The organism is Asticcacaulis sp., assembly GCF_035497195.1.
Taxonomy (GTDB): Bacteria; Pseudomonadota; Alphaproteobacteria; order Caulobacterales; family Caulobacteraceae; genus Asticcacaulis.
This window is the reverse complement of sequence record NZ_DATJDZ010000031.1, coordinates 181,013-206,471: the sequence shown is the minus strand read 5'-3', so window position 1 is coordinate 206,471 and position 25,459 is coordinate 181,013. Positions and strand designations below refer to the sequence as shown.

Genomic DNA, 25,459 nt, shown 5'->3' with positions numbered 1-25,459 from the left:
CCAGCCTTTTCCGCACCTCGCCCCGGCTCGCCTGTCACGCGAAAACAGGCTGCGGCCTCTTTTCATTTCGTTAAGCGATACACGTAACAATGGGGAAACCGTGCGCATATGCGGACTTCGAGTATCCATGAAATCCATTTCCAGCGACAAGACGGCCCTGCACGCTTACGAGCCGATAGGTATCGGAGAGATCGCCAGCTACAGCCTAGGCGACGCCGGTTTCAACCTGTACTGGGCGCCGCTTTCCGCCTTTTTGATGATCTATCTGAGCGATGTCGTCGGCCTGAGCCTGATCAGCATCTCCACCCTGCTGATCACCATGCGGCTGATCGGCGCGTTTGCCGACCCGGTTTTCGGCGCCATCGCCGATCGCACCCATACGGCTTACGGTCGCTATCGCCCGTGGTTCCTGTGGCTGTGCCTGCCGCTGGCGGCCTCCGCCATCATGTTCTTTTCCATCACCAACGCCCCCGCAGATGCGCGCCTCTTCGGCGCCTATGTCGGCCTGATCCTGATGAACCTGATCTATACGGCCGCCAATACCGCCTATAACGCCTTGTCCGGCGTCATCACGCCCGATTCCTCGCAGCGCGAACTGATCATGAGTTCGCGCTTCGGCGCCGCCTTTCTCAGCGCTGTTTTCATCACCTGGGTCACGCCGAAGCTGATCGCCTTCGCCGGCCGTGGCGACACTGCGCTTGGCTGGCAATTCGTCATGACCATCTACGGCCTTATCGCCGTCGTCATCCTGGTAAACCTGTTCCTGCAAACGCGCGAACGCTTCGCCCTGACCTCGCAACCCAACAGCAATCCTCTGCGCGATATCGCCGACCTGTTCAAAAATCGCCCGTGGGTCATCCTGTTCAGCCTGGCCTGCGTGGTGATGGCCGCCTCCATGCTGCGCACGTCCGTGTCGCCCTATTTCATGAAAACCTATGCCGGCCGGCCGGACCTGATCGTCAGCTTTCTGATGACCTTCACCCTGGGCCTGGCGGTGGGGTCCGTCAGTGTGGTTTTCCTGACCCGTTTGCTGTCACGTCCGGCATCGATCGCCCTCATGCTGGGCGTTATCGCCCTGTCAGGTCTGGGGCTGTATCTTTGCGGTCCGCACCAGATTTTCCTGATGTTCGCCTTGCAGGCCATCAGCGGCATAGCGTTCGGCTTTATCGGCACACTCACCTTCGCCATGTACGCCGACACCGCCGATTTCAACGCCTGGAAAACCGGCCACCGCGCCACGGCGATGACCTATTCGATGATCATGTTCTCGAAAAAGATCGGCGCGGCCGGCGCGGCGGCCTTTATCGGCGGGGCGATGGCCAGCTATGTCGCCAATGTGCCTGCGCCGCCGGCGATCATCGACAATATTCGCCTGTTGATGGGGCTGGCGCCGGCGATACTGGCGCTCTCCGGCATCGGCATTATCGCCCTGTATGACCTGACGCCAGAGAAGGTTATCAAGCTTCAAGCGCAACTCCTTAGCGGATTTGGCCCTAAGCCGGCAGAGCCTAACCCGCTTCCTTGACCAGACCTTCAAGGCCGCAATCACGCACCTTGCGATAAAGCGTTGAGCGACCAATCCCCAGGCGGCGGGCGACTTCCGACATATGGCCGGCATAGACGCCAATAGCGTGCTCGATCAGGTCGCGCTCGATATCTTCCAGCTTGCGCAGGTGTCCGGCCTCGTCAAGGATACGCACCGGCGCATCATGCAGCGCATCGTGATCATCGGCAATATGCACATCGGCGGACAGGACCAGCGCTTCCGAGACCGGTATCGGCGCAACCTGCCCGCTGATCGCCGGGAAATCAAACGCCTGCAAATGCGGGCTGTCGGCCAGGACGATGGCCCGATAGACGGTGTTTTCAAGCTGGCGGACATTGCCAGGCCAGTCATGGGCGCACAGCAACTGCATGGCCTCGGCCGACACACCGCTGACGCGCTTGCCTTCCTCGACATTGAAGCGGCGGATAAAGTGATCGATCAGCGCCGGGATATCCTCTCGGCGTTCACGTAAAGATGGCGCTTCTACGGGGAAGACATTGAGACGATAGAACAAATCCTCGCGGAAGGCGCCGGCCTTGACCTGGTCGGCCAGGTTACGATTGGTCGCCGAAATGATGCGGACATCGACCTTGACTGGACGCTTGGAGCCGACCGGATCGATCTCGCCTTCCTGTAAGGCGCGCAGCAGCTTGACCTGCATATCGAGCGGTAATTCACCGACCTCATCGAGGAACAGGGTGCCGCCATGAGCTTCCTGAAACTTGCCGAGATGCTTGTCGGAGGCGCCGGTGAAGGAACCCTTTTCGTGGCCGAACAGGATGGATTCCACCAGGTTGTCAGGCAGGGCGCCGCAGTTGACCGCGACGAAGGGCTTACCGGCGCGTTCGCTGGAGCCTTGGATGGCGCGGGCGATCAGTTCCTTGCCGACGCCGCTTTCACCGAGGATCAGGACAGGAATGGACGATCTGGCGGCACGTTCGCCGAGACGGCGCACCAGTCCCATGGGCGCAGACGTGCCGATCAGGTCATCGAAGGAAATGCGATTGGCGGTGTGCTTCTTCAGGCGCGCCACCTCGGCGACCATATCGCCCATTTGCAGGGCGTTGCGCACCGACACCAGGATGCGCTCCGGAGAGGCTGGCTTGATAAAGAAATCCTGAGCGCCGGCCTGCATGGCCTTGACCACCGTATCGATACCGCCCGAAGCCGTCAGCACCACCACAGGGGTGCGAATACCGGCGGCGCGGATTTCCTTCAGCGTATCGATGCCGGATTGGCCGGGCATGACCAGATCGAGGATCACCGCGTCGATGCCGGAATTCTGCGACAGACGTTCATAGGCCTGCGCACCGTTTTCCGCATGAAGCACTGAGAAGCCCTCGCGCTCCAGGACTGCCTGAATCAGGCGGCGCTGTGTCGGATCATCGTCACAGATCAGGATTGTCTTCGCCATATCAATATCCACCATCGGTCTGATTGGCCGCACCGGATATGTCCGGATACGGCTTATTTTGGGACAAACTTACGCCTGCCAGGTGAAAATGAGGTGTAGACCTATGGTTAATGTCCCGTTTTCGTACCCCACGCCGATTTCCAGGCATATATAATGCGCGATAGCCTCTCGATTTTTGACGGCTTTATCGCTATGTCCCTTGCCATGAACACACATGCCCCCACGCTCGCCGCAGACCTCCCGATCTGGGACCTTTCCGATCTCTATTCCGGGCCGGAAGACCCGAAAATTGCGGCGGATTTCGCCCGTGGCGAGAGTCACGTCAAGGAACTGGCGAAGCTTCAGGGGCAGTTCGTTTCGGCGCGTGCCAATCCGGAACGCCTGGGTCTGCTGATCGATCAGGCCGCCGGCCTGTACGAAAAAGCGATGGACGACATGGGCGGCGCCCTGGCCTACGCGACGCTCGCCTCAACCATTGACCGCGAGAATGCCCGCATCGCGAAGATGCAGTCCGATCTTGGCACGCAGGCGGCGATGATCTCCGCCGACAGCCTGTTCCTGTCACTGGAGCTGAACCAGCTTGAAGACTGGGAAATTGAGAACGCGCTCAAAGCCAACGCCAAGGCGCAGAAATGGCGGCCGTGGCTGCGCCGTATCCGCGCCTCGCGTCCGCATGAGCTATCGTCCGATCTCGAACGTCTGCTGCTTGAACGGATGCCTGCGGTCGGTCAATGGACGCGCCTGTTCGATGAAACCCTCACCCGTCTGCGGGCAAAAGTCGGCAAGGAAGCGCTCACGCTGAATGAAGCCCTCACCCGCCTCTCCGCTCCGCAAGCCAATGTCCGCAAGGCAGCGGCGCAAGGCTTGAGCAATGCGCTCAAGGACAACGCGCCGGTGCTGGCTCTGGCGCTGAATACCCTGGCCTTTGAAAAACAGGTCGAGGACCGCTGGCGCAAATACGAAGATCCGGCCGCCTCGCGCCACCTCGCCAATGAGGTTGATAAGGATGCGGTCGACGCCATGGCCGAGGCCGTCAGCGAATCCTACGTCAACCTGTCGCACCGCTACTACAAGATCAAGGCGAAGGTGCTCGGCAAGGAGCACCTCGACTACTGGGACCGCAACGCGCCGCTGACGCAGGACGTGCAGAAGCTTTACACGTGGGACGAAGCGAAAAAGATCGTCCTCGACAGCTTCGCCCAGATGGGACCGGAATTCGCCGAACGCGCCCAGCGCTTCTTCGACCAACCGTGGATCGATGCCACCCCGCGCCCCGGCAAGTCCTCCGGCGCCTATGCCCATCCGGTGACCGCCAACCGCCACCCCTACGTCATGCTGAACTTCACCGGTGACCGCCGTGAAGTGCTGACCCTGGCCCACGAACTCGGCCACGCCGTCCACCAGACCCTGTGCCAGCCGCTGGGTTCGATCCTCGCCGATACGCCCCTGACCCTGGCCGAAACCGCCTCCATCTTCGCCGAAGGGCTGGTGTTCGAGCACCTCGTCGCCACCGCCTCGCTGGAAGAAAAGAAGGCCTTGCTGGCCGGCAAGATCGAGGATGGCCTGAATTCGGTCATCCGCCAGATCGCTTTCCACCGCTTCGAGGAAAAGTTCCACGCCGCCCGTCTCGAAGGCGAGGTCGCGCTCGACCAGATCAACGCCCTGTGGCTGGAAGTCATGGGCGAAAGCCTTGGCCCGGCGATCAGGCTAAATGATGGTTACGAGGTCTACTGGGCCTATGTCAGCCATTTCGTTCATTCGCCCTTCTACGTCTATGCCTATGCCTTTGGTGACCTGCTGGTTTCGGCCCTGATGGAGAAGCGCCGCGAAAATCCGGCCACCTTTACGCCGCCCTACCGCGAACTGCTGGCTGGCGGCGGCACGAAAACCTATGTCGAGGCCCTGGCGCCATTCGGTATGAACCCGCGCGACAAGGCTTTCTGGAAAATGGGCTGTGCCCGTTTAGAGGGACTTATCGAGGCGTTTGAGACGCTGATTTGAAACCGATTGACCAAACCGGCGGGCTTTTGTAAGACCGGTACAGGAAACACAGTTTGCAGGGACGCATCACCTGCCCGTTAAAGGATATGATTATGGCCGACCATCACGATGATTCCGAGTATGAACACGGCCAGATGGACGTCCATCAGCAACAACATTCCTACGATCTGTTCGCCAGCCTGACCAAGTGGTGCAGCCTGTATCTCGCCATCACACTGGTCTTCCTCGTTATCCTGACCTGCACCAAGCTGGGCTTTATCACAGCCTTAGTGGCCGCTGTTGTTGTCGCCGCTGCTGGCTGGTTCATGCTGAAAAAGAAACCTGACGCAAGCCATTAAGGTGCGAGGGTGTCATGATCAACCTGACACCCAAACAGGAAGCTTATTTTACGGCGCTCACTGCCAGCCTTGAACGCGACACCGGCAAGACGCTGGCGGCTTGGATAGAGATTGTCCGCGTCGAATGCCCGGAAAGCACCCGGCACACCCGCGCCGCCTGGCTCAAAACACATCATGGCCTGAGCCAGACCCGCATTCAGCAGATCCTCAATGAATTTCTGCCGCCTGGGGCTGGCTGGACTAATCCGGATGTCCTGCGCGCTGCCTTATGGAAAACACCGGCCTTTCTCGCCCTGCTGACCGCCTTTGAATCGCTGACAACGCGGCTGCCGGATGTCGTGCCGACCCAGAGAAAAGGCTACAGCGCCTTCAGCCGTGACTATCAGTTTGCCGCGTTGAAGCCAGTCAAGGGCGGCGTCCGTATCGGTCTCGCCGTGCCGCCGCAAAGCGACCCGCGCCTGTTTCCCGCCTATAATGAAAGATGGTCAGAACGTTTATATTCAAGTCTTACCGTGGCCTCGCCAGCGGCCGTCTCTGACCTTTATCCGCTTGTCGAGAGGGCGTATGAAAACTCATGACACCGGTAGCAGTTTAGTATTCATAACGATTAGCGTGATCAGATTTCGCGTAACAAGGCTTTGACTTCACGCGCGTTTGACCATAACAAACAGAGTAACAAATACGCGACTCCCAAGTCGTTACAAACGCATCTATGCCGCAGTCAAAGGGAAACACAGTGGGCCTAACCCTTGCCGTCACCACGGAACAAACCACCGGGGAAACCCGCGTCGCCGCCACGCCGGATACGGTGAAGAAATGGACCACCGCCGGACTGACCGTCAAGGTGCAGTCAGGCGCAGGGCTTGGCGCCTCGATCACCGACGAGGCCTACACGGCAGCAGGCGCGACGATCGTCAAGACGGCCAAGGACGCCCTAAAGGACGCCGATATCCTGCTCAAGGTGCGCGGCCCCGCCAAGGATGAAATCGCCGCGCTGAAATCAGGCGTCATCGTCATCGCCATGTTAGATGCCTACCGTGAAAAGGACACGCTGAACGCGCTGGCCGCCAAGGGCGCTTCCGCCTACGCTATGGAATTCGTGCCGCGCATCACCCGCGCGCAGGTCATGGACGTGCTGTCGTCGCAGGCCAACCTCGCCGGTTATCGCGCCGTTATCGAAGCCGCCAATGCTTTTGGCAAGGCCTTCCCGATGATGATGACCGCCGCCGGCACGGTCGCCCCTGCCAAGGCCTTCATCATGGGCGTCGGCGTCGCCGGTCTGCAAGCCATCGCCACCGCGCGTCGTCTCGGTGCGGTCGTGACGGCCACAGATGTGCGCCCGGCCACCAAGGAACAGGTCGAATCGCTCGGCGCCAAGTTCCTGGCGGTCGAGGACGAGGAATTCAAGAACGCCCAGACCGCCGGTGGCTACGCCAAGGAAATGTCGGCTGAATACAAGGCCAAGCAGGCCGCCCTCACCTCCTCGCACATCGCCAAACAGGATGTCGTCATCACCACGGCGCTGATCCCCGGCCGCGCCGCGCCCATTCTGGTGACCAAGGAACAGGTGGCTTCGATGAAGCCCGGCTCGATCCTGATTGACCTCGCCGCCCCGCAAGGCGGCAATGTCGAGGGCTGCGTGGCGGATCAGGTGGTGGACATCAATGGCGTCAAGATTATCGGCCTGTCGAACATCACCGCCCGCATCGCCGCCGACGCCTCGGCGCTTTATGCCCGGAATTTACAAGCCTTCGTCGGCCTGCTGATCGACAAGGATGGTGCATTAGCACCAGACGCCGAGGACGAAATCCTCAAGGCCGCGTTGGTCACACACGGCGGCGCCATCGTGCACCCCAATCTGAAGAACACATAAATGGCCATCGATTACGAACAAAAAGCCGCCGAATGGTATGCCGCCTGGAATTCGCGCGATCCGAGAAGCATCTGCGATCTCTACGCCGATAATCTGGTTTTCATCTCGCCCTTCGTCGCCAAACTGGGGCTGTCGGAACGCGGCGTTCTGACCGATATTCAGGCGTTTTTCCAGTATGTTTCCAGCACCTTGCCGCGCGTGCCTAATCTGAAATATGAGCCGGTCGCCAACTGCATCGGCGCGCAGGGCCATACCCTCGTCTATCGCAACCAGTCGAGCCACATCGTCGCCGAGACCTTTGAATACGACAATAAAGGCCTGATCCGTCTGGCCAGCGCCGCCTTCTCGACCGCCCCGATCAAGAGGAAAAACTATGGAAGCCGTTGATCCCACCATCTTCCGCCTGGCCATCTTCGTGCTGGCCATTTTCGTAGGCTACTATGTCGTGTGGAGCGTCACGCCCGCCCTGCATACACCGCTGATGGCCGTCACCAACGCCATTTCCTCGGTCATCATCGTCGGCGCCCTGATCGCCGCCGCCGCCGATGCCGATGGCGCCGGGATCGGCGTCTGGATATCCAAGGGGGCCGGTGGCCTCGCCTCGGCGCTGGCGGCCGTGAATATCTTTGGCGGCTTCATGGTCACGCGCCGGATGCTGGCCATGTACAAGAAAAAAGAGAAAAAGGTCGAAGGGGAGAAGAAGTAAATGGATTTCGCCAATATTTCCGCTCTCGCCTATCTCGTTTCGGGCGTCCTGTTCATCCTGGCCCTGCGCGGGCTGTCTTCACCGGAAACCAGCCGCAAGGGCAACCTCTACGGCATGATCGGCATGGCCATCGCCATCGGCGTCACCCTGCTTAGCCTGCTTGGCAAGGGCGACCTCGATCCGGTCACCATCGTCATCATCCTGTGCGGCATCGCGGTCGGCGGCATTGTCGGCATGACCATCGCGCAGAAGGTCTCCATGACCTCCATGCCGCAACTGGTGGCCGCCTTCCACTCGCTGGTCGGCCTGGCCGCCTGCATGGTCGCCATCGGCGCGCTCTATGCCCCTCAGGCCTTCGGCATTGATGACGGCGCCGGCGGCATCAAGACACAATCCTTGATCGAGCTGTCGCTTGGCGTCGCTATCGGCGCCATTACCTTCACCGGCTCGGTCATCGCGTTTGCCAAGCTCAACGGCAATATGTCGGGCGCGCCGATCATCCTGCCGGCCCGCCACCTGATCAACATCGCCATTGGCGTCGCGGTCGTGGCGCTGATCGTCACCCTGATCGTCACACACGGCCTGGCCACCTGGGCCTTCTGGGGCATCTTCGTCCTCGCCCTGGTGCTCGGCATCACCCTGATCATCCCGATCGGTGGCGCCGACATGCCGGTTGTCGTCTCCATGCTCAACTCCTATTCGGGCTGGGCGGCGGCGGCGCTCGGCTTCACGCTGGAAAACATCGCCCTGATCATCACCGGCGCCCTCGTCGGCTCGTCCGGTGCGATCCTCAGCTACATCATGTGCAAGGCCATGAACCGCAACTTTTTCAGCGTCATCATGGGCGGTTTCGGCGGTGATACCGCGGCGGCGGCCGGTGGCGCGGTCGAAACCCGCCCGGTCAAGCAAGGCTCGGCCGACGACGCCGCCTTTATCATGAAGAACGCCTCCAAGGTCATCATCGTGCCCGGCTATGGCATGGCGGTGGCCCAGGCCCAGCACGCGCTGCGCGAAATGGCCGACAAGCTGAAAGAAGAAGGCGTCGAAGTGAAATACGCCATTCACCCGGTCGCCGGACGGATGCCCGGCCACATGAACGTCCTGCTGGCCGAGGCGAATGTGCCTTACGATGAAGTGTTCGAGCTTGAGGATATCAATTCCGAGTTCGCCACAGCCGACGTCGCCTTCGTCATCGGCGCCAACGACGTCACCAACCCCGCCGCCAAAACCGACCCGACCTCGGCCATCTACGGGATGCCGATTCTGGAAGTCGAAAAGGCGCGCACCATCCTCTTCATCAAGCGCGGCATGTCGGCGGGTTATGCTGGCGTCGAGAACGAGTTGTTCTTCAAGGACAACACCATGATGCTGTTTGGTGATGCCAAGAAGATGGTTGAAGGCATAGTCAAAGGGCTTTAAGGCGAGAGGCCACAGGCCCCTCGACCCCATAAATATAAGCGCCTCTTCGTCACCCGACGGAGAGGCGCTTTCATTCAGGTCCCGTTCAGCCATAATTTCTACAATACAGGTCGTTATGATTAAGTCATGACAACGAAATAATGATGGTGCCTATGTCCAAGCTGATGAAAACCCTGTCGAAAGCCATGCTGGCCCTTAGCCTGGTCAGTTCGCCCCTGATGGCGCAGACCACCACCAATGGCGTCACCACGCAGGAAGCCGCCGCTTCTGACGCCTTCCCCGGCCTGAAGGGTTTCCTAAATCTGCCGGCTGCCGACCGCAGCCAGATCAACCTCTATTACGCGGTGCGCATCAAGCGCGCCGATCCGGCAGCGGTGAAGATTACCCTCACCCATAACGGCCAGATCCAGCCGCTCCATGTTGCCGCCGATGGCCGCATCACGCCCCTGCCGACACGCGAACAACTGAATGGCGGCGCAAAGATCAAGATCAGTGGCCCCGCCAGCGGCAGCTATGCCATGAAATTGCACGTCTTCTCGACCCAACCAAACGGCAAGGCCTATGACGCCAATGGTCTGACCACCGGCATCAGACAAGCCAATGCCGCCATGAGCAAGATCGCCGGCCCGCTGGCGCTGATGCTGCCGAAACTCGATCGCGTCTATTTTGTCGGTGGCGGCAATGGTGAGGCGGAATTCGCAGGCGGTCAGAAAAAGCCCTTGCCGAAGACGACCTCATCAGGCGAATACCCAGCCGGTACACCCTATTTCGTGCCGTCGCAAATGAACGGGGCCACCCGTCTGCATTTCAGCAGCACAGTCAGCCTCGCCCATTACGACAATGCGCCAAAATAAGAATTGGGCGCCGAAATAAGCTTAGATTTCCGCCTGCTGCGATTTGACCGCCTTCTGCGCCGTCATATACATGCCGAGCCAGCCGCTGGCGAAGGCACAGACACCGACAATGATCGGGCAGAGGATAAACAAGGTCGTCGTGTTCGGCAGGTGCAGCAGGTCGATCCAGAAATAGGTCGTCAGCAGGATTCCCGTCAGCCAGGCGGGAAACTGCCCGACCTTGCCCAGAAAGGTGGCGAAATAGCCGCCGACCAGCGCCCCGACCGCCCAGGTAAGCGGGATGACAAGAAAAACCTGCCCTGCCACCGTCTTCATCAGTTCGGCCTTTTGTTCGGCATCAACCATGTAAATGCCTGGCGGAAATGGGAAGAGCTGATCGAGCACATATTTGGCGATCGTATAGACCAGCATACCGAGCAGCAGGCCTGACAGCACCACCAGTACGACGACGAGCACCTGCCGCGTCTTGCCATCATCCCATTCGCTGAGCCAGTCCTGGAAGCGACCTGTGAACGACGATCTGGCCATATGGATATCCCCTCATCCTGCTACACGACACATTGATGTCCTTATCAGGCCATCCGGTCAACGCCTTATTGTTAACACAATCCCGACGCGTCTGGCAAAGACGTTGTTTTAGCCTCTGACCGGGCGTGGCCGGCCCAGATCATCGATAGCGACAAAAGTGAAAATGGCCTCGGTGACGCGGATTTTTTCCTCGCCTTCACGCGGGCGGCGATAGGCGTCGACCTTCATCCGCATGGAAGTGCGCCCGGTCGAAACCAGCTTGGCGTAGACGGTCACCTCGTCCCCCACCTGCACCGGTGTCAGGAAGACCATGCCATCGACCGCGATGGTCGCCACGCGCCCCTTGGAGACCCGCGCGGCGATATTGCCGGCCGCCAGGTCCATCTGCGACATCAGCCATCCGCCGAAAATATCGCCCGACGGATTGGTGTCGGCCGGCATAGCGGTGGTCAGGATGCCGAGATCAGCGGGATCGGGCAATTCGGAATGGTCGTGCGGGCTGTTCGCCATAAAGGTCTCCTGAGGCGCGGGCAGCAAAAAGCGCTGAAAGCCAAGCCTTCAGCGCTTTATAGCTATATTTTTATCCGTTCAAAGACTTAAACGGATAAACTTTATTAAGCACGGACCGGACGCGGCGGCGAAGCGGGCAGACCGCCTTCGCGTTGCAGGCGCTTGCGGGCCAGTTTGCGGGCGCGGCGAACGGCTTCCGCCTGCTGGCGGGCGCGCTTTTCGGAGGGTTTTTCGTAATGCACGTGACGCTTCATTTCGCGGAAGGAACCTTCGCGCTGCATCTTCTTCTTCAGGGCCTTGAGGGCCTGGTCGACATTGTTGTCACGGACGAAAATCTGTACCAAAAGGTATCTCTCCATTCAGGGTTCGGGGGCCGGTGAGGACATGCGCCAGAAACCCGGCAGCGGCCCATCAGCCAATTGCGAAAAAGAAACTTACGCCCGCAAACCAAAGGCGTGCAGGAAGATCGGGACAAGCCCATACATGAGCCGATCCGTCCTGTCCAGCCGAACCCCGCCTTAAAAGGGATTTTTGATCGCTTTTTTACTGTTTTTCTTTGTGGCTGAGGCCTTTATGGCGTTCGCATATGCGACATTTTGTTATCGTCAAAACGGTCTTATCCTCTTGGCGCGGGGCCATACAGCGCCTATTGTTGTCTTTATGACAATATCCGCACCCCAAATAGGTCTGAAAGCCGCCGAAACCCGTCTGGCTAACGCCGTAGCCGGCTATGTGCCGCAACTGGGCCTGAACCGGATGAGCTTGGAAGCCGGTGCGCGCAGTCTGGGGCTTAGTGAGGGCGAACGCGACCTGATCGCCCCGCATGGCGCTTCGGATATCGCCGCCATCCTGTGGCGCGGCCATGATGCTGTGCTTCTCAGCCCGGATGCCGCCGAATCGCTGACGAATATGAAAATCCGCGAAAAGATCGGATTTCTGCTGAATAGTCGCCTCGATGCCGCCGCAGCCGACGAAAAAGTCGCCCGGCGTCTGATGGGCTATTTCGCCCTGCCCCATCACGCTGCGCTTTATCATCGCCTGCTGTGGGAAACTGCCGATATCATCTGGCGCCTGGCGGGCGATACGGCGCTGGATGAGAATCACTATTCCAAGCGTATGATCGTTTCCGGCATCCTCACCACGGCGATGATGACCCGCCTCGCGCGCGGCCGTGACGCCCAACTTGAACAGATCGACCGCAATATCGAGCAGGTCATGCAGTTCGAGAAACTCAAGGCGAAGCTGCCGGTGAAACCTGAAGAAGTTATATTGAGTCTGGCCAAATCGCTTGGCCGGATGCGCTTTGGTCAAAACGCGGCATGAAGATCATGCGCACCCTGCTCGCCTGTATCTGGGTGCTGTTCTCGTTGACGGCGACTGCCACACCGCCCGCAATGGCCAGCGATATGTCATGCCATATGGATCATATGGAGATGACTGGCGAACATCATAAACCGGATGCCCCGGCGGCGCCCCAGACAGTCATGCCCTGTTGCAGCCAGCCGGTCCTTGCGGCTGACGCCGAACCGGTGGCGCTTTTGTCGCGGCCTTTTGAAGTGGCGCGCCTGATCCCCTCAGAGACCAGGCCTCTGACCAACCTGCCGGTCCGCCTGGAGCCACGTCCGCCGAAACACGTTTGATGGAATAAACCCTTTCCTATCAAATATTTTCAGGAGACAGCTTATGTCCCGCTTTAAACTTGTGACCGCCGCGGCGGCGCTTTTGGCGCTGGCCGCCACCCCCGTTTTTGCTCAAGATATGGACCCGAGCATGGACATGTCAGGCCACGACATGTCCGGCATGGACCATATGAATATGTCCGCCTCCGACTCCGGCTGGCATGTCATGTCCCATGCTGTCCTGAACTTCGTCGCCGATGATCAGGAAGGCCCACGCGGCGGTTCAAAAACCTTCGCCGAAGGCATGTTCATGGTCATGGCTTCGCGCAGGCTGGATGACCGCACTGACCTTGACCTCAACCTGATGCTGTCGCCCGACGCCTTCATGGGCAAGGGGGGCTATCCCCTGCTCCTGCAAACGGGAGAGACTGCCGACGGTGTGCATCATCTGGTCGATGCCCAGCATCCGCACGATCTCTTCATGGGCGCCACCGCCAAGCTGACGCATCGCTTCGATGGCGATACCAGGGCCTTTGTACTGGTCGGCTGGCCGGGTGAATTCGGCTTTGGCCCGACCGCCTTCATGCACCGCGCGTCAGGCGAAAACTTCCCGACCGCGCCGATTACGCACCACTGGCTCGATTCCGGCCACATCACCATGGGCGTAGTCACAGCGGGCGTCGCCAAGGGACCGCTCCAGCTTGAGGTGACGCAGTTCACCGGCCGCGAACCGGATCAGTATCGCTTCAATCTCGATACACCGAAGCTCGATTCGACCGCCGTTCGCCTTACATGGTCGATCAATGACAGCCTGACGGCCCAGGCCTCATGGGCGCGTCAGGTCAGCCCAGAACAACTGGCGCCGGATGAAGACCTGCAACGCCGCTCGTTAAGCTTCGATTACAACCACGCCTTCAAGGCCGGCACGCTCTATTCGACCCTTGCTTACGGGCGCAAGGAAATCGAACACAGCGGCGAAAAGCCAGCGGATGCCTACCTGTTTGAAAATACATTCAAATTCAACGAAAAGTGGATGGCGCTTGGCCGGCATGAGCGCGTCTATAATGACGAACTGGTCCATACTGGCGCCTACTGGGTGGCCAAGACTGAGATCGGCGCCATCCGCACCTTCGATTTGGGCCATGACATGACTCTGGGCCTTGGCTTGGTTCGGCAGTTCAACACAGTGCCGGATGCGTTGAAGCCGGTCTATGGCGATCATCCGAACGGCACGGTCGCCTTCTTCCAGCTCAAAATCCATCCTATGAGCGGAATGAAGATGTAAAAAAAACCTCTCCGCAGCCAAACTGCGGAGAGGTTTTTGATTTTAGCCCTTGAGCTTTTCCAGGCCATCCGCCGTCGACGTGATATTGACCTCGCTGATAACATAGTCGGCGATGCCATTGACGTTGAACGGATCGCGCTTGGCCATCGCATCGACCGCATCACGGTCGCCGGCAGCGAAGATCATCCCGCCGGTGCGCGGCACCCGACGGCCGGCAGCCAGGAAAATACCGGTATCGTAGCCTTCCTTCAGCCACGCCATGTGGGCTTCGAGATGGCGGTCAACATCGTCGTTCGGCACTTTGTAGGTCAGGGTCAGTATAAACATTGGGGAGGTCCTCGATTAGATGAGGATGTCTCTGCCCCGCTTTTCATCTGAGTGCAATTCGCAACTGCAATAAAAACTTATTTTATGCGGTTGATATGGCCCATCTTGCGTCCGGCGCGCGGCTCGTCCTTACCGTAAACGTAGAGGCGCGATTGCGGCTCGGCGGCCAGGGTCGGCCAGTCAAGGATATCGGCGCCCAAAAGGTTGGTCATCTCGACCGTGCAGCGCGCCGAGGTATCGCCCAGCGGCCAGCCGGCAACGGCGCGGATATGCTGTTCAAACTGGTCGCACAGGCAACCGTCCTGAGTCCAGTGACCGGAATTATGCACACGTGGCGCGATCTCGTTGAGCACAAGTTCGTCTCCCGGCAAGACGAAGAGTTCTACCGCCAGCACGCCGACATAATCCAGCCCTTCCAGCACCTTGCGGGCAATCTCATGGGCTTCGGCGGTCACCGCTTCGGATACCTGGGCCGGCGCCAGGGTGGTCGAGAGAATACCGCCGACATGATGGTTCTCGCCGATCGGGAAGGTCTTAATCTCCCCGTTCCAGCCACGCGCCGCTACCACAGAGATTTCGCGGGTAAAGCTGGCCTTGGATTCCAAAATCGCAGGACGATGACCAAGCGACGCGTAAGCTTTTTCTATGTCGTCACCCTTCCGTATCCATATCTGCCCCTTGCCGTCATAGCCTTCACGGCGCGTTTTCAGCAGTGCGGATTCAAACCCCGGACCATGCTCCGAGATTGCATTTCCCAGATCCTCAACAGAATCTATGGGAAAATAATCCACCGTCCAGACGCCGGCGTTCCGCGCAAAATCCTTTTCCAGAATACGGTCCTGGGTGATGCGCAAGGCCTTGGAGGACGGCGCGACCACGGCCCCTTTGCCGGTCAGAAAATCGAGACTGGCGGCGGGGACGTTCTCAAACTCGAACGTAATGACATCGCAGCTTTCCGCCAGGCGCGCCAGAACCGCCTCATCGGTATAGGCCGCAACTTTTGACGCCAGCGATACCTGCGCGGCCGGCGAACCGACATCGGGTCCGAAGGTCACCACCTTGAAACCAAGGCGCGAGGCCGCCTGCGACAGCATCCGGCCCAACTGGCCGTCACCGAGAATACCGATCGTGCTGCCGAGCGGCAGAGGCGTCTTTAACATTAATCTTCCACCGTATCGGGAACGCTGTCGGTCTGGGCCTGGCGCAGGGCCTCGATACGTTCCACCAGGGCCGGATCGCTCAGCGCCAGGATTTGCGCCGCCAGAAGGCCAGCGTTTTTCGCGCCCGCCTCGCCAACCGCCAATGTGCCGACAGGTACGCCGCCCGGCATCTGAACGATGGACAAAAGCGAATCGATTCCCTTCAGACCATCCTTCACCGGCACCGGCACGCCGAGCACCGGCAGGATGGTCATCGAGGCGGTCATGCCCGGCAGGTGCGCCGCACCTCCGGCGCCGGCGATGATCACCTTGTAGCCCGCCGCTTTGGCTCCGGTAGCGAATTCATACAGGCGTTGCGGGGTGCGATGCGCCGAAACGACGCGCGACATATAGCTAACGCCCAGTTGGTCGAGCGCGGCGGCGGCGGCCTTCATCACTCCCCAGTCGGAGCGGGACCCCATGATGATAGCAACCTGCGGCGTATCGGCCATTTTAACGTCCTGAAAGGGGTATTTGAGAAAGGCGCGGAGTATAGTCAGAAGCGTTCGCACTGCAACCCCCTCCCCTTAACCAAAAATCCTTATTATTTATCCCCTGAAAGCGCGGTATAATGTCGGCGCCCGTGCATTGCACATGACCGGCTTCCATGCTTTCATAAGACGCTCAATGACCAACGCCACCCTCATAAAACTTTCGGAAAGCATGGGCCTGGACTCACATCATCCAAAGACGGAGATTACGCCGCAAGCGCCTGAGAGCGTTGCGGAAAAGCCGGCGCGCGCCACCACCGCCTCGATGCAGAGCCTGCTCGCCCACTATTTCGAATCCAACGCCATTGATCCGAAGGTATTTGAGGCGCCGCATTTCGAGGCCGAGCGGGTCCATACCCTGAGCAGCACACAGAGCGAAACCCGTGCCGCCAGCCCGGCCGATATTCTCGGCACCCAGGCTACGGATGCGGCCTTTGTACCGGCAACACCGGCCGCCGCCCCATCCTCCCCCTCGTCACTGGTGGCCCAGCCCGATTGGCCAGCCCCGGCGCGGGCGCTGATCGATTCGCTGATGCGGGAAAACGAATCCCTGCGCGAACAACTCCAGCAACAGGCCCTGCATCTGCAAAGCGCGCAAGGCATGGCGGATAGCGACGTCCTGACCCCGACGCTCAACCGCCGCGCCTTCCTGCGCGAGGTGCATCGCGCCATGGCCGATTGCCGGCGCTATGGCGAAGAGGCCTGCCTGCTCTATCTCGACATGGATGATTTCAAGAGCATCAATGACGCCTATGGTCACTCCGCCGGCGATGCGGCGCTCGTCTATGTCGCCGAGACGCTCAATGCCAGCGTCCGCGAAGGCGACAGTGTTGGCCGTATCGGTGGTGACGAATTCGCCATCCTGCTGCGCCATGCCGACCTCAAATCATCACGCATCAAAGCGATGCGGCTTGAGGCCGAACTGATGATGGGCACCTATGAATACGCCGGCCTCTTTCTCAAGGCCGGCGGGTCCTTCGGGGTGCGCGCCTATGCCGCCCAGGCCTCGGCGGAAGCCTGGCTGAGCGAGGCGGACGCCGCCATGTTCCTGGTCAAGAAGGCGTCGCGCTGAGATCAATAGGCAGACGAACTGCTGCTGGCGCTGCTTGAAGATGTGACCGTACCGTCGGGAGAAACCGAACTGGTTGTCGTCTCGGTCGTCGCGCCGGTGACAGCGCCATCCTGAGACGTTACCGTGCTGGTGGTCGTGCTGGTTTCAGAGCCTGACGCACAGGCCACCAGCGTGCTGGTGAGGGCGATCAGGGCGGCGGCGGAAGCGGATTGGATAAGGGTCTTGCGCATGATGGAATTCCTTGATTGAAAGGGTCAGGCGGACGCCCGGAAACCGACAACAAAGAAACGCCTGTAGAAGGTCACACACGCGCCAACCACGCCATGGTGAGGGAGAAATCACAAAATCGCAGCGTGGTTACCTGCCCCATTTCATAAAGGGCGTGTGTTACCCGATAAAGGAGAAGAGACGCCGTTGTTCTTCAATAGCGAAGGCGTCGGTCATGCCTGCGATATAGTCGCAGATCACCCGTGCCCGCGCCGTTTCCGTATCCTTCGAGCACACCCGCTGGAACCAGTCCGTCGGCAGGGTGTCCGGTTCCTCCATGAACAGGCCGAACATCTCCTTCAGGGTGCGTTTGGCATGGCTGCGCGTGCGATTGAGCCTGTAATGCTTGTACATCCGCTCGAACAAAAAGCCGCGCAGCCGGGAGAGATCGTCATAAACCGGCTTCGAGAAGGCCACCATCTGGCGGCGCGCCATGCGGACATCCTCGCCGGTCTCCACGCCGTCCTCTTTCAGGCGGCGCGCGGTCTCGGCCAGCACATCGGTCATCATCGTGCCGATCATCCGCCGGACGCCTTCGAGGCGCAGAAGACGGCTGTCGATCGCCGGCCAGTCCTTTTGCACCGAGGCCAGAGCCGGGCCGATCAGCGGCACCTGCATCAGGTCGTCAATAGTGAAAAGCTCGGCGCGCAGGCCGTCATCGACGTCGTGATTGTTGTAAGCGATATCATCGGCCAACGCCGCACACTGGGCCTCCATCGAGGCGAAGGTGTCGGTGCGCAGGTCCCATTGATTATTGAAATCAACGATGGATTTCCACGAGGGTTCCTGCATGTGATGGCTGACCGGCCCGTTGTGCTTGATGATGCCTTCGAGGGTTTCCCACGTCAGGTTGAGGCCATCGAACGCCGGGTAGCGCACCTCCAGCCGGGTGATGACGCGGAAGGTCTGAACATTGTGATCGAAACCACCCCACGGTTTCATGCACTCATGAAGCTGATCCTCGCCGGCATGGCCGAAGGGTGGATGGCCGAGATCGTGCGACAGGGCGATGGTTTCAGCCAGGTCTTCGTTGAGGCTCAGAGAATGGGCCAATGACCGGGCGATCTGCGCCACTTCCAGGCTGTGCGTCAGGCGGGTACGGAAATAATCGCCTTCATTGGCGACAAAAACCTGCGTCTTGCCTTTCAGGCGGCGGAAGGCGGTCGAATGGATAATGCGGTCGCGGTCGCGGGCAAAAGCCGTGCGCGTCGGACTTTCAGCTTCGGGATGCAGGCGGCCGAGGCTCTTTTCGACATCGGAGGCAAAGGGGGCCAGGGGCTTCATGATCTCTCCGCTATAGCGTTTGGTCCGTGGCTATACTGATTTCCCTAAAAAATCTTTGTGAAATGTAAAGCGAGGGGCTGATTTTGCCGGCAAATGCGCCCATATTGCGATCATGAGCCATAATATCACCCTCACCGCCTCCGCCGCGAAACACCTGAACGCCCTGAGCCAGGAAGCCGGGCACCCGATTATGTTGCGTGTTCTGGTCGAGGGCGGCGGCTGTTCGGGTTTCCAGTATGTGCTCGACCTGACGGACACAGCCAATCCGGATGAAAGCCAGATCGCCTTTGACGGCGCCACGGCGCTGGTCGATGAAATCTCGGCGCCGCTGATGGCTGGCTCAATGATTGACTACGTCGAGGAACTGGTCGGTTCGCAGTTCAAGATTCTCAATCCGCTGGCCGTCGCTTCGTGTGGCTGCGGTACAAGCTTCTCACTGTAGACAGAGACGTCACATGACCGTTCCCGCCGCCATTGTCGCCAGACCGTTCATGCCGGCGAAAGACTTCGCCCTCAGCAAGACGTTCTACGAAGCTCTGGGTTTCGAGAAACGGCTCGACAGCGAGGTAGCAATCTTCTCATGCGGCGGATCCGGCGGATTTATCCTGCAGAACGCCTGGGTCGAACAGTGGGCGCACAACTTCATGATGCAGTTGATGGTCGAAGACCTTGACGCCTGGTGGACGCATATCGACAGTCTTGATCTGGCCGGTCGTTTCGGCGTCCAGCCGCCGAAGGCGCCGAAGATGCAGCCCTGGGGGCTGCGCGTGGCCTATGTTTACGATCCGGCGGGTGTATTGTGGCATGTCTGCCAGGCCCGGCCGGACGCGCCACAAGACTTCACCTGACGTCATTCTGGCTATTGCTCGAATCCAGCGGCCATCCTAAAAGTGTGGGATGAAACTCGCCACCTGGAACGTCAACTCCGTCAATGCCCGCCTGCCGCTCCTGCTGGAGTGGTTCAGGGAGGCGCAACCCGATGTCTGCGGCTTGCAGGAAATCAAGTGCATCGACGAAAAGTTCCCGGTCGAAGCCTTTGAATCGCTGGGCTATAATTGCGCCATCCACGGTCAGAAATCCTATAACGGTGTCGCCATCCTGTCGAAATACCCGATGAGCGATATCCGCCGCGGCCTTGATGACGAAGCCGATGACCATTCGCGCTATATCGAGGCGGTCATCGAAGCGCCTGAACCGGTCCGCTTCGGCTGTATTTACCTGCCCAACGGCAACCCCGTCCACACCGACAAATACGCCTACAAGCTGCGCTGGCTGGAGCGGCTGCACGCCCGCGCCAAAGCTCTGCTAAAGCTTGAAGAAATGACCATTTTAACCGGTGATTTCAACATTATACCCACCAAGGCTGACCTGTGGAAAGAAAGCGTCTGGCTTGACGATGCGCTGTACCAGCCGGCCGTCCGCCGCGCTTACCAAGGCCTGAAAAACCTCGGCTATACCGATGCCTTTGAGGCCATGCCCCCCGAAGGCAACCGCTATACCTTCTGGGATTATCAGGCGGGTGCGTGGCCCAAGAACGAAGGCATCCGCATCGACCACCATTTGCTGTCGCCACAGGCCGCCGACCGCCTGTTCGATCTCGTTATCCACAAGGCCGCGCGCGGCATGTCGCACGATGAGGCCAAGCCCTCCGATCATGTTCCCGTTGTCGTTGAATTGACAACAAAATCTTAACCCGCAGACGTCACAATAAGGGTTCATTAGCTATAATCCTCAGGCGTGATCTCCGATGGCCCATGCCGCGCGTATTCTGTTATATTTCCTCTTCGCTGGCATCGGCCTGACCCTGATCGCCTCCGGCCTGATGTGGTGGTTCGAGGCCTCGCGCCGCCTCGCGCGCGCCCTCAATGCGGCCCTGGGCAAGGCCGCCGACGCCGTGGTTTACGATCTCGGTGGCCATAAGGCGGCCGGTCTCGATTTCACCGCTGGCGACCTCGCCATCATGTGGAATACCGGCGCGCAAGGCCTGGTCTTCGCCTTTGACGAAATTGAAGGCGCCGAACTGATCGTCGATGAACGCGTCGTCGCCCGCGCGCAAAAAGGCGAAAGCCGCAAAGTGCTCAACGAAACCCACGCCAACGCCTCCAAAGTGACCTTGCGCCTGATGTTCAATGATGTGCAGACGCCGGAATTCGAGGTCAACCTGTTCGGCGATGTCAGCCACAATCCGGTCCACGCCAAGACCGCCGCCGAGGCCGTGCGTATCGGCCGCAAATGGCTGTCACATATCGACGCGGTTATCAAGCGTCTGCCGGCCGAGGATCGCTCGCCCTACCCGCCTGATGAAGCGGACGCCGTGGCCGAACCGGCGCGCAGGGCACTGCCGCAAGTCAACACCAAATCGTCTTTCAGCGACCTGCCGCCTTGGGAAGATAGTGAGGAAGACGATGACACAAACGACACTTACGGCGATGAAAAGCGGTAGGCCCTGCGCTTAACACTTAACGCGCCCCGAAAATCGTGGTTAACTTCCTGTTGAGACATTAATATACGCTACAGGTAACCCCGCCTTGCCGACCTATCTTCCCACGCTCATCATTCTTTCAGCGGCTGTGCTGGCCATTCTGGTCGTGCTCTACCGCCTCTATGATTCACGCGTCGAGCAGCCGAAAAAGCTGGAAGACGAACTGCGCGAAGGCCTGACCGACGCCGATGGCCGCCGTTACAAGGCCGACGTCATGGCGCTCGAACCGGTACGAAAAGCCGCCGCCGCCAGTTCCTACGAAGGCAACCGCGTCATTATCGTACGCAATTTCGGCAAGATACCGCACAAGCCCTATTCGATGCACGAACTGCTCGGCATCGAGATCTTCGTCGATGACAAGGTGATCGGCCGCGTGATGCGTTCCGGCCAGCATATCCTGCTCGATAATATTGCGCCGGTGGTCAATCGCGTCACCATGCGCCTGATCTTCGATGATCCCTCCGATCCCGATTTCGAACTGGTGCTGTGGGACCCGCACGATAACCTGACCGCCCGCGCCGAAGGGCCGCGCGCCGCCATGAATAACGCCCGTAAATGGTTCTACCACGTCGAGGCCGTCCTGCGCCGCACCATCAGCGCGCCCCAGCCTGTGGTCGGCGCGCCGCCGGCCGCCGCACCTGTACGTCTGGCCGACTTCGTTCCCGCGCCGCCGGCCGCACCGCAGCCCATGCTCACGGCCGCCGCCCATACGGCGCTGCCAGCCAAACAGGAAGGCGATGTCCTGAACGCGCCGATCATCCCCTATATCTGATCTGCCTTACCTGAGTTTTCCACGCCCCTGCGCCCGTTCCGCATGGCCATTCCCTGAGCGTCGTGTTAGGCGTTGTTAAATTGAGACTATTAGACTGTCGGAAAGTGCTCTTATGTGGACCCTGGCACTTGCGTGCGCCTTCTTCCTCTGCATCCATTTGATGATCAGCGGCACGACGATGAAGGACCAGATCATCGCCAAAATCGGCGGGATCGCCTATTATATCCTCTTTTCCCTATTCTCGATCGGCGGCCTGGCCTGGATGATCATCGCCTTCTGTTTCGCCCTCAGCGATCCGATGAATGTGGTGTTGTGGAAATCCGAAACCTTCCTGCGCGTCATCGGCTTGTTCGGTAATTTCCTGGCCTTCCTGCTGGTGGTCGTCGGCATCGTTACCCCCTCGCCAACCAATCTGCTGGCCCTGCGCCAACTGCCGGACAAGACGGTCTATGGTATTATCCGCATTTCACGTCACCCGATCCTGGCCGGCATCGGCATCTGGGCCTTCACCCACATCATCTGCAACGGCAATTTGGCGGCGTGGATCTTCTTTGGCTCGCTGCTGGCCCTGTGCGCGCTCGGCGCCAATAACATAGATCGCAAGCGCATGGCCCTCATGGGTGACGTTTACGCCTCCATCAAGCGCCGGACATCGATCATTCCGTTTGTCGCCATCATCGAAGGGCGGACGGCCTTCGCGCCGGAAGAACTGGGCGTGGCGCGGATGCTGCTGGCCGTTTCCATGTTCGCCGCCATGACCGCGCTCCACGAACTGATTTTTGCCATCCGCGCTATCTAATGACCGCAGGTGCGATAAATTTGCCCTTGGTCGGGCGGTCATCCCGCAATGCGCCAATTTTTCATTGATCTTATCACAATTGTTTGAACAAATGCGGCTATACAGGTAGGCATCCTGTATAGCGATCTGAAAAATTCAGGTGGGTGGGTTCGCGTCGATTATGAAGCTCTCGGCTTTTACCTTGTTGTTATTTTTCATAGCCGTGGCGCTGGTCATGGCCAGCCTGATCGGGCATTTCCGTACCGTACCCCATATAAGCGAATATGCCTACTGGCTGATGACCGCCGCTTTCGGTGTCCTGACCTTCGGCATTATCTTCAAAGGCCGGACTCAGTAGATTCCGGCGTCACTTCGGCATCGATCGACAGGGCCAGTTCCAGAGCTTTCAGGGCATCCTCGCCTGTGCACAGCGGCTTTTCACGGTCGCCACGCACCGTATCGAGAAAACGGAACACGCTGGTGCCCAGGGGGTCTTTGGCGATGTCCGCCTCGGCGAAATCGGCATTCAGTTTGAATGGTGTATTGTTCTCGAACCTGCGGTTCAGCAAATCGATATTGACCTCACCGCTGGGATAAACGATCCGCATCGTGCGTTCGCGTGTCTCCGCCATGCGTGAGGCCTTGAAGCTCGCCTTCATGCCGTTTTCGAATTCCACCTCGGCCGTGACCTCATCGGCGCCGACCGCTACATAGCCCTCATCCGTGCGGTATCGCGCCGAAGCCGTCAGTCCGCCGGGGCCGACACCGGCCAGGGTCTGTGCCAGATCGAGATCGTGGATCATCAGGTCGAGCACGACCGAGACATCGAGATTGCGCGTCGAGGCCGTGCCATTGCGCACCGCTTCCAGACGCAGCGGCGTTTCCGGCACATCATACAGCCCCATTGCCTCGAAAACCGCGCGTTCCTGATGTCCGCAGGCCAGGACAAGCCCTTTTTCCGCCGCCAGTTCCACCATCGCCAGGCCATCCGCCGCCGTGATGGCCAGCGGCTTTTCGCTGTAGACGTTCACGCCGGCCTCCAGCGCCTTTAGCGCCACCCCGGCGTGAGCGAAGGCGGGCGTGGCGATGGTGACGGCATCGATCAGGGAGAGAAACTCAGCCAGTTCATCGCCGCCAAAGGCCTTGACGCCATGCTGGGCCGCCAGAGTTTCGGCGCGGCTTTTGTCGAGATCATATATGCCGACGAATTCGATGGCCTGAGCCTGCTTGTATTTGTTGGCGTGATACCCGCCGAAAACACCGGCGCCCGCCACGCCCACACGCAAAACTTTAGTCATGACAATCTCTTCTGCCGTTGTTCTGCCTTGCTTAACCCGCTTCGCCGCAAAAAAGGAATACAAATTACACGACATAAATTGTGCAAAGCGACATAAAGCGCTTTTTCACAACGGTCATCGGGTCTAAAAGGACAGACTTTTTGCTTGGAGAGAGCCAGTGTCGCGTCTTTTTGGTGCCTACGTTATCGTTGACTACAGCGCCGCCGAAGGCAAGAAAACCGGTGAATCCTCGGTGTGGATCGGCGTGATGAAGCGCGATGTCCGCTTCCGTCTGTCCTATGAGTCGCATAATCCGGCGACCCGCGCCGAGGCCATGAGCCTGTTGAGGAGTATTCTCGCCGACCTGCACAAGCGCGGCGACCGGATTTTTCTCGGCCTCGATTTCGCGCTCGGCTTCCCGCGTGGCACCGCCGCACGCCTGCAATTGAAGGGCGCGCCGTGGGCCGGCATGTGGGACTTCCTGGCGAAAAACGTCGTCGATAAAGCCGATAACAAGAACAACCGCTTCCAGGTGGCCGCCAAGATGAACCGCCTGATGACGGATCAGGCCTACCCTTTCTGGGGCTGCCCCAAGAGTGACGCGCAAAAATGGCTATCCACCCTCAAGCCGGACTCGCTGGGTGATTTCCCCGAATTCCGCCTGACCGAGGCAGCCGCCCGCAAGGCGCACAAGAAGGCCCAGGTCGCCAAGAGCCTGTGGCAGATGCACGGCGCCGGTGTCGTCGCGGGCCAGACCATGCTCGGCATTACCGCCTTTAAAACCCTGGTGGAAAACCTCGGAGACAGCGCGAAAATCTGGCCGTTCGAAACCGGTTTCGGCATACAAAATCCGGAAACGCTTGCGGGTATCTCCACCCTGATCGCCGAGGTCTATCCCGCCGTGTTCGATGGCGAGGCTGAGGCTGGCGAGGTCAAGGACGCCACCGGTGTGCGACTGGCCGCGCAGGCCCTGGCCGAAGCCGATGACAAGGGCCAGTTGTGTGCCCTGTTCGCCGCGCCGAAGGGGTTAAGCGAGGCCGATCTGGCAATCGCCGCCACCGAAGAAGGCTGGATATTGGGTGTTTAAGCCCCTCGCCGTCTATATTCTGGCCGCCATCGCCGAAATTGCCGGCTGTTATAGCCTGTGGTCGGTGCTCAAATTGGGAAAATCCCCGCTGTGGCTGATCCCAGGCGCGATCAGCCTGTGCGCGTTTGCGTGGTTGCTGACCCTGGTCGATACGCCCGCCGCCGGACGGGCCTATGCCGCCTATGGCGCCATCTATATCGCAGCGTCGATCGGCTGGCTGTGGCTGGTCGAGAAGCAACGACCGGACCTGTGGGATCTGGCGGGGCTGATCCTCTGCCTGGCCGGTTCGGCAGCCATTCTCTTCGCACCACGCTCTGCATAAAAGGACAC

Annotated in this window: 32 protein-coding genes; 22 read left to right on the top strand and 10 right to left on the bottom strand. The window is 59.6% G+C overall.

The genetic code is table 11. The features are described 5' to 3' along the window. The first annotated feature begins 127 nt into the window (after window positions 1-127). Window positions 128-1,525, top strand: coding sequence for a glycoside-pentoside-hexuronide (GPH):cation symporter (locus tag VL130_RS18665; RefSeq protein WP_325365380.1), 1,398 nt, complete (start codon window positions 128-130; stop codon window positions 1,523-1,525). Here VL130_RS18665 and VL130_RS18660 read toward each other — a convergent pair. After that, the gene (locus VL130_RS18660) at window positions 1,509-2,960 is read right to left on the bottom strand and encodes a sigma-54 dependent transcriptional regulator (RefSeq protein ID WP_325365378.1); all 1,452 of its coding nucleotides are present in this window, start codon (window positions 2,958-2,960) and stop codon (window positions 1,509-1,511) included. The two genes, VL130_RS18665 and VL130_RS18660, sit on opposite strands and share 17 nt — an antisense overlap. A 153-nt stretch (window positions 2,961-3,113) precedes the next feature. Between VL130_RS18660 and VL130_RS18655 the strand changes: the two genes are divergently transcribed. From VL130_RS18655 to VL130_RS18620, 8 genes are all read left to right on the top strand, one after another. After that, window positions 3,114-4,961, top strand: a complete 1,848-nt coding sequence (locus tag VL130_RS18655; RefSeq protein ID WP_414636330.1) for a M3 family oligoendopeptidase — start codon at window positions 3,114-3,116, stop codon at window positions 4,959-4,961. A gap of 92 nt (window positions 4,962-5,053) precedes the next feature. After that, a complete protein-coding gene (locus VL130_RS18650) occupies window positions 5,054-5,299 on the top strand; it encodes an aa3-type cytochrome c oxidase subunit IV (RefSeq protein ID WP_325365376.1) in 246 nt (81 codons plus the stop codon). Window positions 5,300-5,313: 14 nt separating this feature from the next. Continuing rightward, a complete protein-coding gene (locus tag VL130_RS18645) occupies window positions 5,314-5,877 on the top strand; it encodes a DUF5655 domain-containing protein (protein WP_325365374.1) in 564 nt (187 codons plus the stop codon). Window positions 5,878-6,011: 134 nt separating this feature from the next. Then, the gene (locus VL130_RS18640; protein WP_414636329.1) at window positions 6,012-7,172 is read left to right on the top strand and encodes a Re/Si-specific NAD(P)(+) transhydrogenase subunit alpha; all 1,161 of its coding nucleotides are present in this window, start codon (window positions 6,012-6,014) and stop codon (window positions 7,170-7,172) included. Next, the gene (locus tag VL130_RS18635) at window positions 7,173-7,559 is read left to right on the top strand and encodes a nuclear transport factor 2 family protein (RefSeq protein WP_325365370.1); all 387 of its coding nucleotides are present in this window, start codon (window positions 7,173-7,175) and stop codon (window positions 7,557-7,559) included. Next, window positions 7,546-7,878 carry a proton-translocating transhydrogenase family protein gene (locus VL130_RS18630; protein WP_325365368.1) on the top strand — a complete coding sequence of 111 codons (333 nt, stop codon included), beginning with the start codon at window positions 7,546-7,548 and terminating at the stop codon, window positions 7,876-7,878. Before VL130_RS18635 ends, VL130_RS18630 begins: the two co-directional genes overlap by 14 nt. Beyond that, on the top strand, window positions 7,879-9,297 hold the full coding sequence (locus VL130_RS18625) for an NAD(P)(+) transhydrogenase (Re/Si-specific) subunit beta (protein ID WP_325365366.1): 1,419 nt from the start codon (window positions 7,879-7,881) through the stop codon (window positions 9,295-9,297). 152 nt (window positions 9,298-9,449) lie between these two features. Continuing rightward, window positions 9,450-10,151, top strand: coding sequence for a hypothetical protein (locus VL130_RS18620; protein ID WP_325365364.1), 702 nt, complete (start codon window positions 9,450-9,452; stop codon window positions 10,149-10,151). Between the two features lie 21 nt (window positions 10,152-10,172). Here the strand turns inward: VL130_RS18620 and VL130_RS18615 are convergent, their stop codons facing one another. The 3 genes from VL130_RS18615 to rpsU all read right to left on the bottom strand — a co-directional run bounded on the left by VL130_RS18615 (window position 10,173) and on the right by rpsU (window position 11,533). Continuing rightward, window positions 10,173-10,679 (bottom strand): hypothetical protein, encoded by a 507-nt coding sequence (locus VL130_RS18615; RefSeq protein WP_325365362.1) that lies wholly within the window; start codon window positions 10,677-10,679, stop codon window positions 10,173-10,175. A gap of 108 nt (window positions 10,680-10,787) precedes the next feature. Beyond that, on the bottom strand, window positions 10,788-11,189 hold the full coding sequence (locus tag VL130_RS18610; RefSeq protein ID WP_325365360.1) for an acyl-CoA thioesterase: 402 nt from the start codon (window positions 11,187-11,189) through the stop codon (window positions 10,788-10,790). 104 nt (window positions 11,190-11,293) lie between these two features. Then, entirely contained in the window at window positions 11,294-11,533 is a 240-nt protein-coding gene (rpsU, locus tag VL130_RS18605; RefSeq protein ID WP_325365358.1) for a 30S ribosomal protein S21, read from the bottom strand. 316 nt (window positions 11,534-11,849) lie between these two features. Between rpsU and VL130_RS18600 the strand changes: the two genes are divergently transcribed. From VL130_RS18600 to VL130_RS18590, 3 genes are read left to right on the top strand one after another with little or no spacing between them, the layout of a single operon-like run. Beyond that, entirely contained in the window at window positions 11,850-12,512 is a 663-nt protein-coding gene (locus tag VL130_RS18600; protein ID WP_325365356.1) for a COQ9 family protein, read from the top strand. After that, window positions 12,509-12,829: a hypothetical protein gene (locus VL130_RS18595; protein ID WP_325365354.1), complete on the top strand. Its 321-nt coding sequence runs from the start codon at window positions 12,509-12,511 to the stop codon at window positions 12,827-12,829. Before VL130_RS18600 ends, VL130_RS18595 begins: the two co-directional genes overlap by 4 nt. A 43-nt stretch (window positions 12,830-12,872) precedes the next feature. Then, complete coding sequence (locus VL130_RS18590) at window positions 12,873-14,093, top strand: hypothetical protein (RefSeq protein ID WP_325365352.1); 1,221 nt, start codon at window positions 12,873-12,875, stop codon at window positions 14,091-14,093. Between the two features lie 42 nt (window positions 14,094-14,135). On the opposite strand, the gene VL130_RS18585 is transcribed toward VL130_RS18590, so the two are convergent. The 3 genes from VL130_RS18585 to purE all read right to left on the bottom strand — a co-directional run bounded on the left by VL130_RS18585 (window position 14,136) and on the right by purE (window position 16,071). Next, window positions 14,136-14,420: a YciI family protein gene (locus VL130_RS18585; RefSeq protein ID WP_325365350.1), complete on the bottom strand. Its 285-nt coding sequence runs from the start codon at window positions 14,418-14,420 to the stop codon at window positions 14,136-14,138. A 77-nt stretch (window positions 14,421-14,497) separates the two neighbouring features. Further along, a complete protein-coding gene (locus VL130_RS18580) occupies window positions 14,498-15,580 on the bottom strand; it encodes a 5-(carboxyamino)imidazole ribonucleotide synthase (protein WP_325365347.1) in 1,083 nt (360 codons plus the stop codon). Continuing rightward, window positions 15,580-16,071: a 5-(carboxyamino)imidazole ribonucleotide mutase gene (purE, locus tag VL130_RS18575; protein WP_325365345.1), complete on the bottom strand. Its 492-nt coding sequence runs from the start codon at window positions 16,069-16,071 to the stop codon at window positions 15,580-15,582. The genes VL130_RS18580 and purE overlap by 1 nt, the downstream gene beginning before the upstream one ends. 175 nt (window positions 16,072-16,246) lie before the next feature. Between purE and VL130_RS18570 the strand changes: the two genes are divergently transcribed. Next, window positions 16,247-17,182, top strand: coding sequence for a GGDEF domain-containing protein (locus VL130_RS18570; RefSeq protein ID WP_325365343.1), 936 nt, complete (start codon window positions 16,247-16,249; stop codon window positions 17,180-17,182). A 2-nt stretch (window positions 17,183-17,184) separates the two neighbouring features. Here the strand turns inward: VL130_RS18570 and VL130_RS18565 are convergent, their stop codons facing one another. Together VL130_RS18565 and VL130_RS18560 are read right to left on the bottom strand one after the other, a co-directional pair. Continuing rightward, on the bottom strand, window positions 17,185-17,412 hold the full coding sequence (locus VL130_RS18565) for a hypothetical protein (RefSeq protein WP_325365341.1): 228 nt from the start codon (window positions 17,410-17,412) through the stop codon (window positions 17,185-17,187). A gap of 157 nt (window positions 17,413-17,569) precedes the next feature. After that, window positions 17,570-18,733: a deoxyguanosinetriphosphate triphosphohydrolase gene (locus VL130_RS18560; protein ID WP_325365339.1), complete on the bottom strand. Its 1,164-nt coding sequence runs from the start codon at window positions 18,731-18,733 to the stop codon at window positions 17,570-17,572. A gap of 112 nt (window positions 18,734-18,845) precedes the next feature. On the opposite strand from VL130_RS18560, the gene VL130_RS18555 reads away from it, so the two are divergent. The 7 genes from VL130_RS18555 (at window position 18,846) to VL130_RS18525 (ending at window position 23,123) form a co-directional block, all read left to right on the top strand. Continuing rightward, window positions 18,846-19,175 carry an iron-sulfur cluster assembly accessory protein gene (locus VL130_RS18555; RefSeq protein ID WP_325365337.1) on the top strand — a complete coding sequence of 110 codons (330 nt, stop codon included), beginning with the start codon at window positions 18,846-18,848 and terminating at the stop codon, window positions 19,173-19,175. Window positions 19,176-19,188: 13 nt separating this feature from the next. Continuing rightward, the gene (locus VL130_RS18550; RefSeq protein WP_325365335.1) at window positions 19,189-19,581 is read left to right on the top strand and encodes a VOC family protein; all 393 of its coding nucleotides are present in this window, start codon (window positions 19,189-19,191) and stop codon (window positions 19,579-19,581) included. A 49-nt stretch (window positions 19,582-19,630) separates the two neighbouring features. Continuing rightward, window positions 19,631-20,425 carry an exodeoxyribonuclease III gene (gene xth, locus VL130_RS18545; RefSeq protein ID WP_325365333.1) on the top strand — a complete coding sequence of 265 codons (795 nt, stop codon included), beginning with the start codon at window positions 19,631-19,633 and terminating at the stop codon, window positions 20,423-20,425. A gap of 55 nt (window positions 20,426-20,480) precedes the next feature. Then, the gene (locus VL130_RS18540; protein ID WP_325365331.1) at window positions 20,481-21,176 is read left to right on the top strand and encodes a hypothetical protein; all 696 of its coding nucleotides are present in this window, start codon (window positions 20,481-20,483) and stop codon (window positions 21,174-21,176) included. Between the two features lie 85 nt (window positions 21,177-21,261). Further along, entirely contained in the window at window positions 21,262-21,987 is a 726-nt protein-coding gene (locus tag VL130_RS18535) for a hypothetical protein (RefSeq protein WP_325365329.1), read from the top strand. A 112-nt stretch (window positions 21,988-22,099) separates the two neighbouring features. After that, window positions 22,100-22,786 carry an NnrU family protein gene (locus VL130_RS18530; RefSeq protein ID WP_325365327.1) on the top strand — a complete coding sequence of 229 codons (687 nt, stop codon included), beginning with the start codon at window positions 22,100-22,102 and terminating at the stop codon, window positions 22,784-22,786. 181 nt (window positions 22,787-22,967) lie between these two features. Next, window positions 22,968-23,123, top strand: coding sequence for a hypothetical protein (locus VL130_RS18525; protein WP_325365325.1), 156 nt, complete (start codon window positions 22,968-22,970; stop codon window positions 23,121-23,123). Here VL130_RS18525 and VL130_RS18520 read toward each other — a convergent pair. Next, window positions 23,104-24,063, bottom strand: a complete 960-nt coding sequence (locus tag VL130_RS18520) for a Gfo/Idh/MocA family oxidoreductase (protein WP_325365323.1) — start codon at window positions 24,061-24,063, stop codon at window positions 23,104-23,106. The genes VL130_RS18525 and VL130_RS18520 overlap by 20 nt on opposite strands. Window positions 24,064-24,220: 157 nt before the next feature. On the opposite strand from VL130_RS18520, the gene VL130_RS18515 reads away from it, so the two are divergent. Beyond that, window positions 24,221-25,129 carry a cobalamin biosynthesis protein CbiG gene (locus VL130_RS18515; RefSeq protein WP_325365321.1) on the top strand — a complete coding sequence of 303 codons (909 nt, stop codon included), beginning with the start codon at window positions 24,221-24,223 and terminating at the stop codon, window positions 25,127-25,129. Continuing rightward, the gene (locus tag VL130_RS18510; RefSeq protein WP_325365319.1) at window positions 25,122-25,451 is read left to right on the top strand and encodes a YnfA family protein; all 330 of its coding nucleotides are present in this window, start codon (window positions 25,122-25,124) and stop codon (window positions 25,449-25,451) included. Before VL130_RS18515 ends, VL130_RS18510 begins: the two co-directional genes overlap by 8 nt. Window positions 25,452-25,459: the final 8 nt, after the last annotated feature.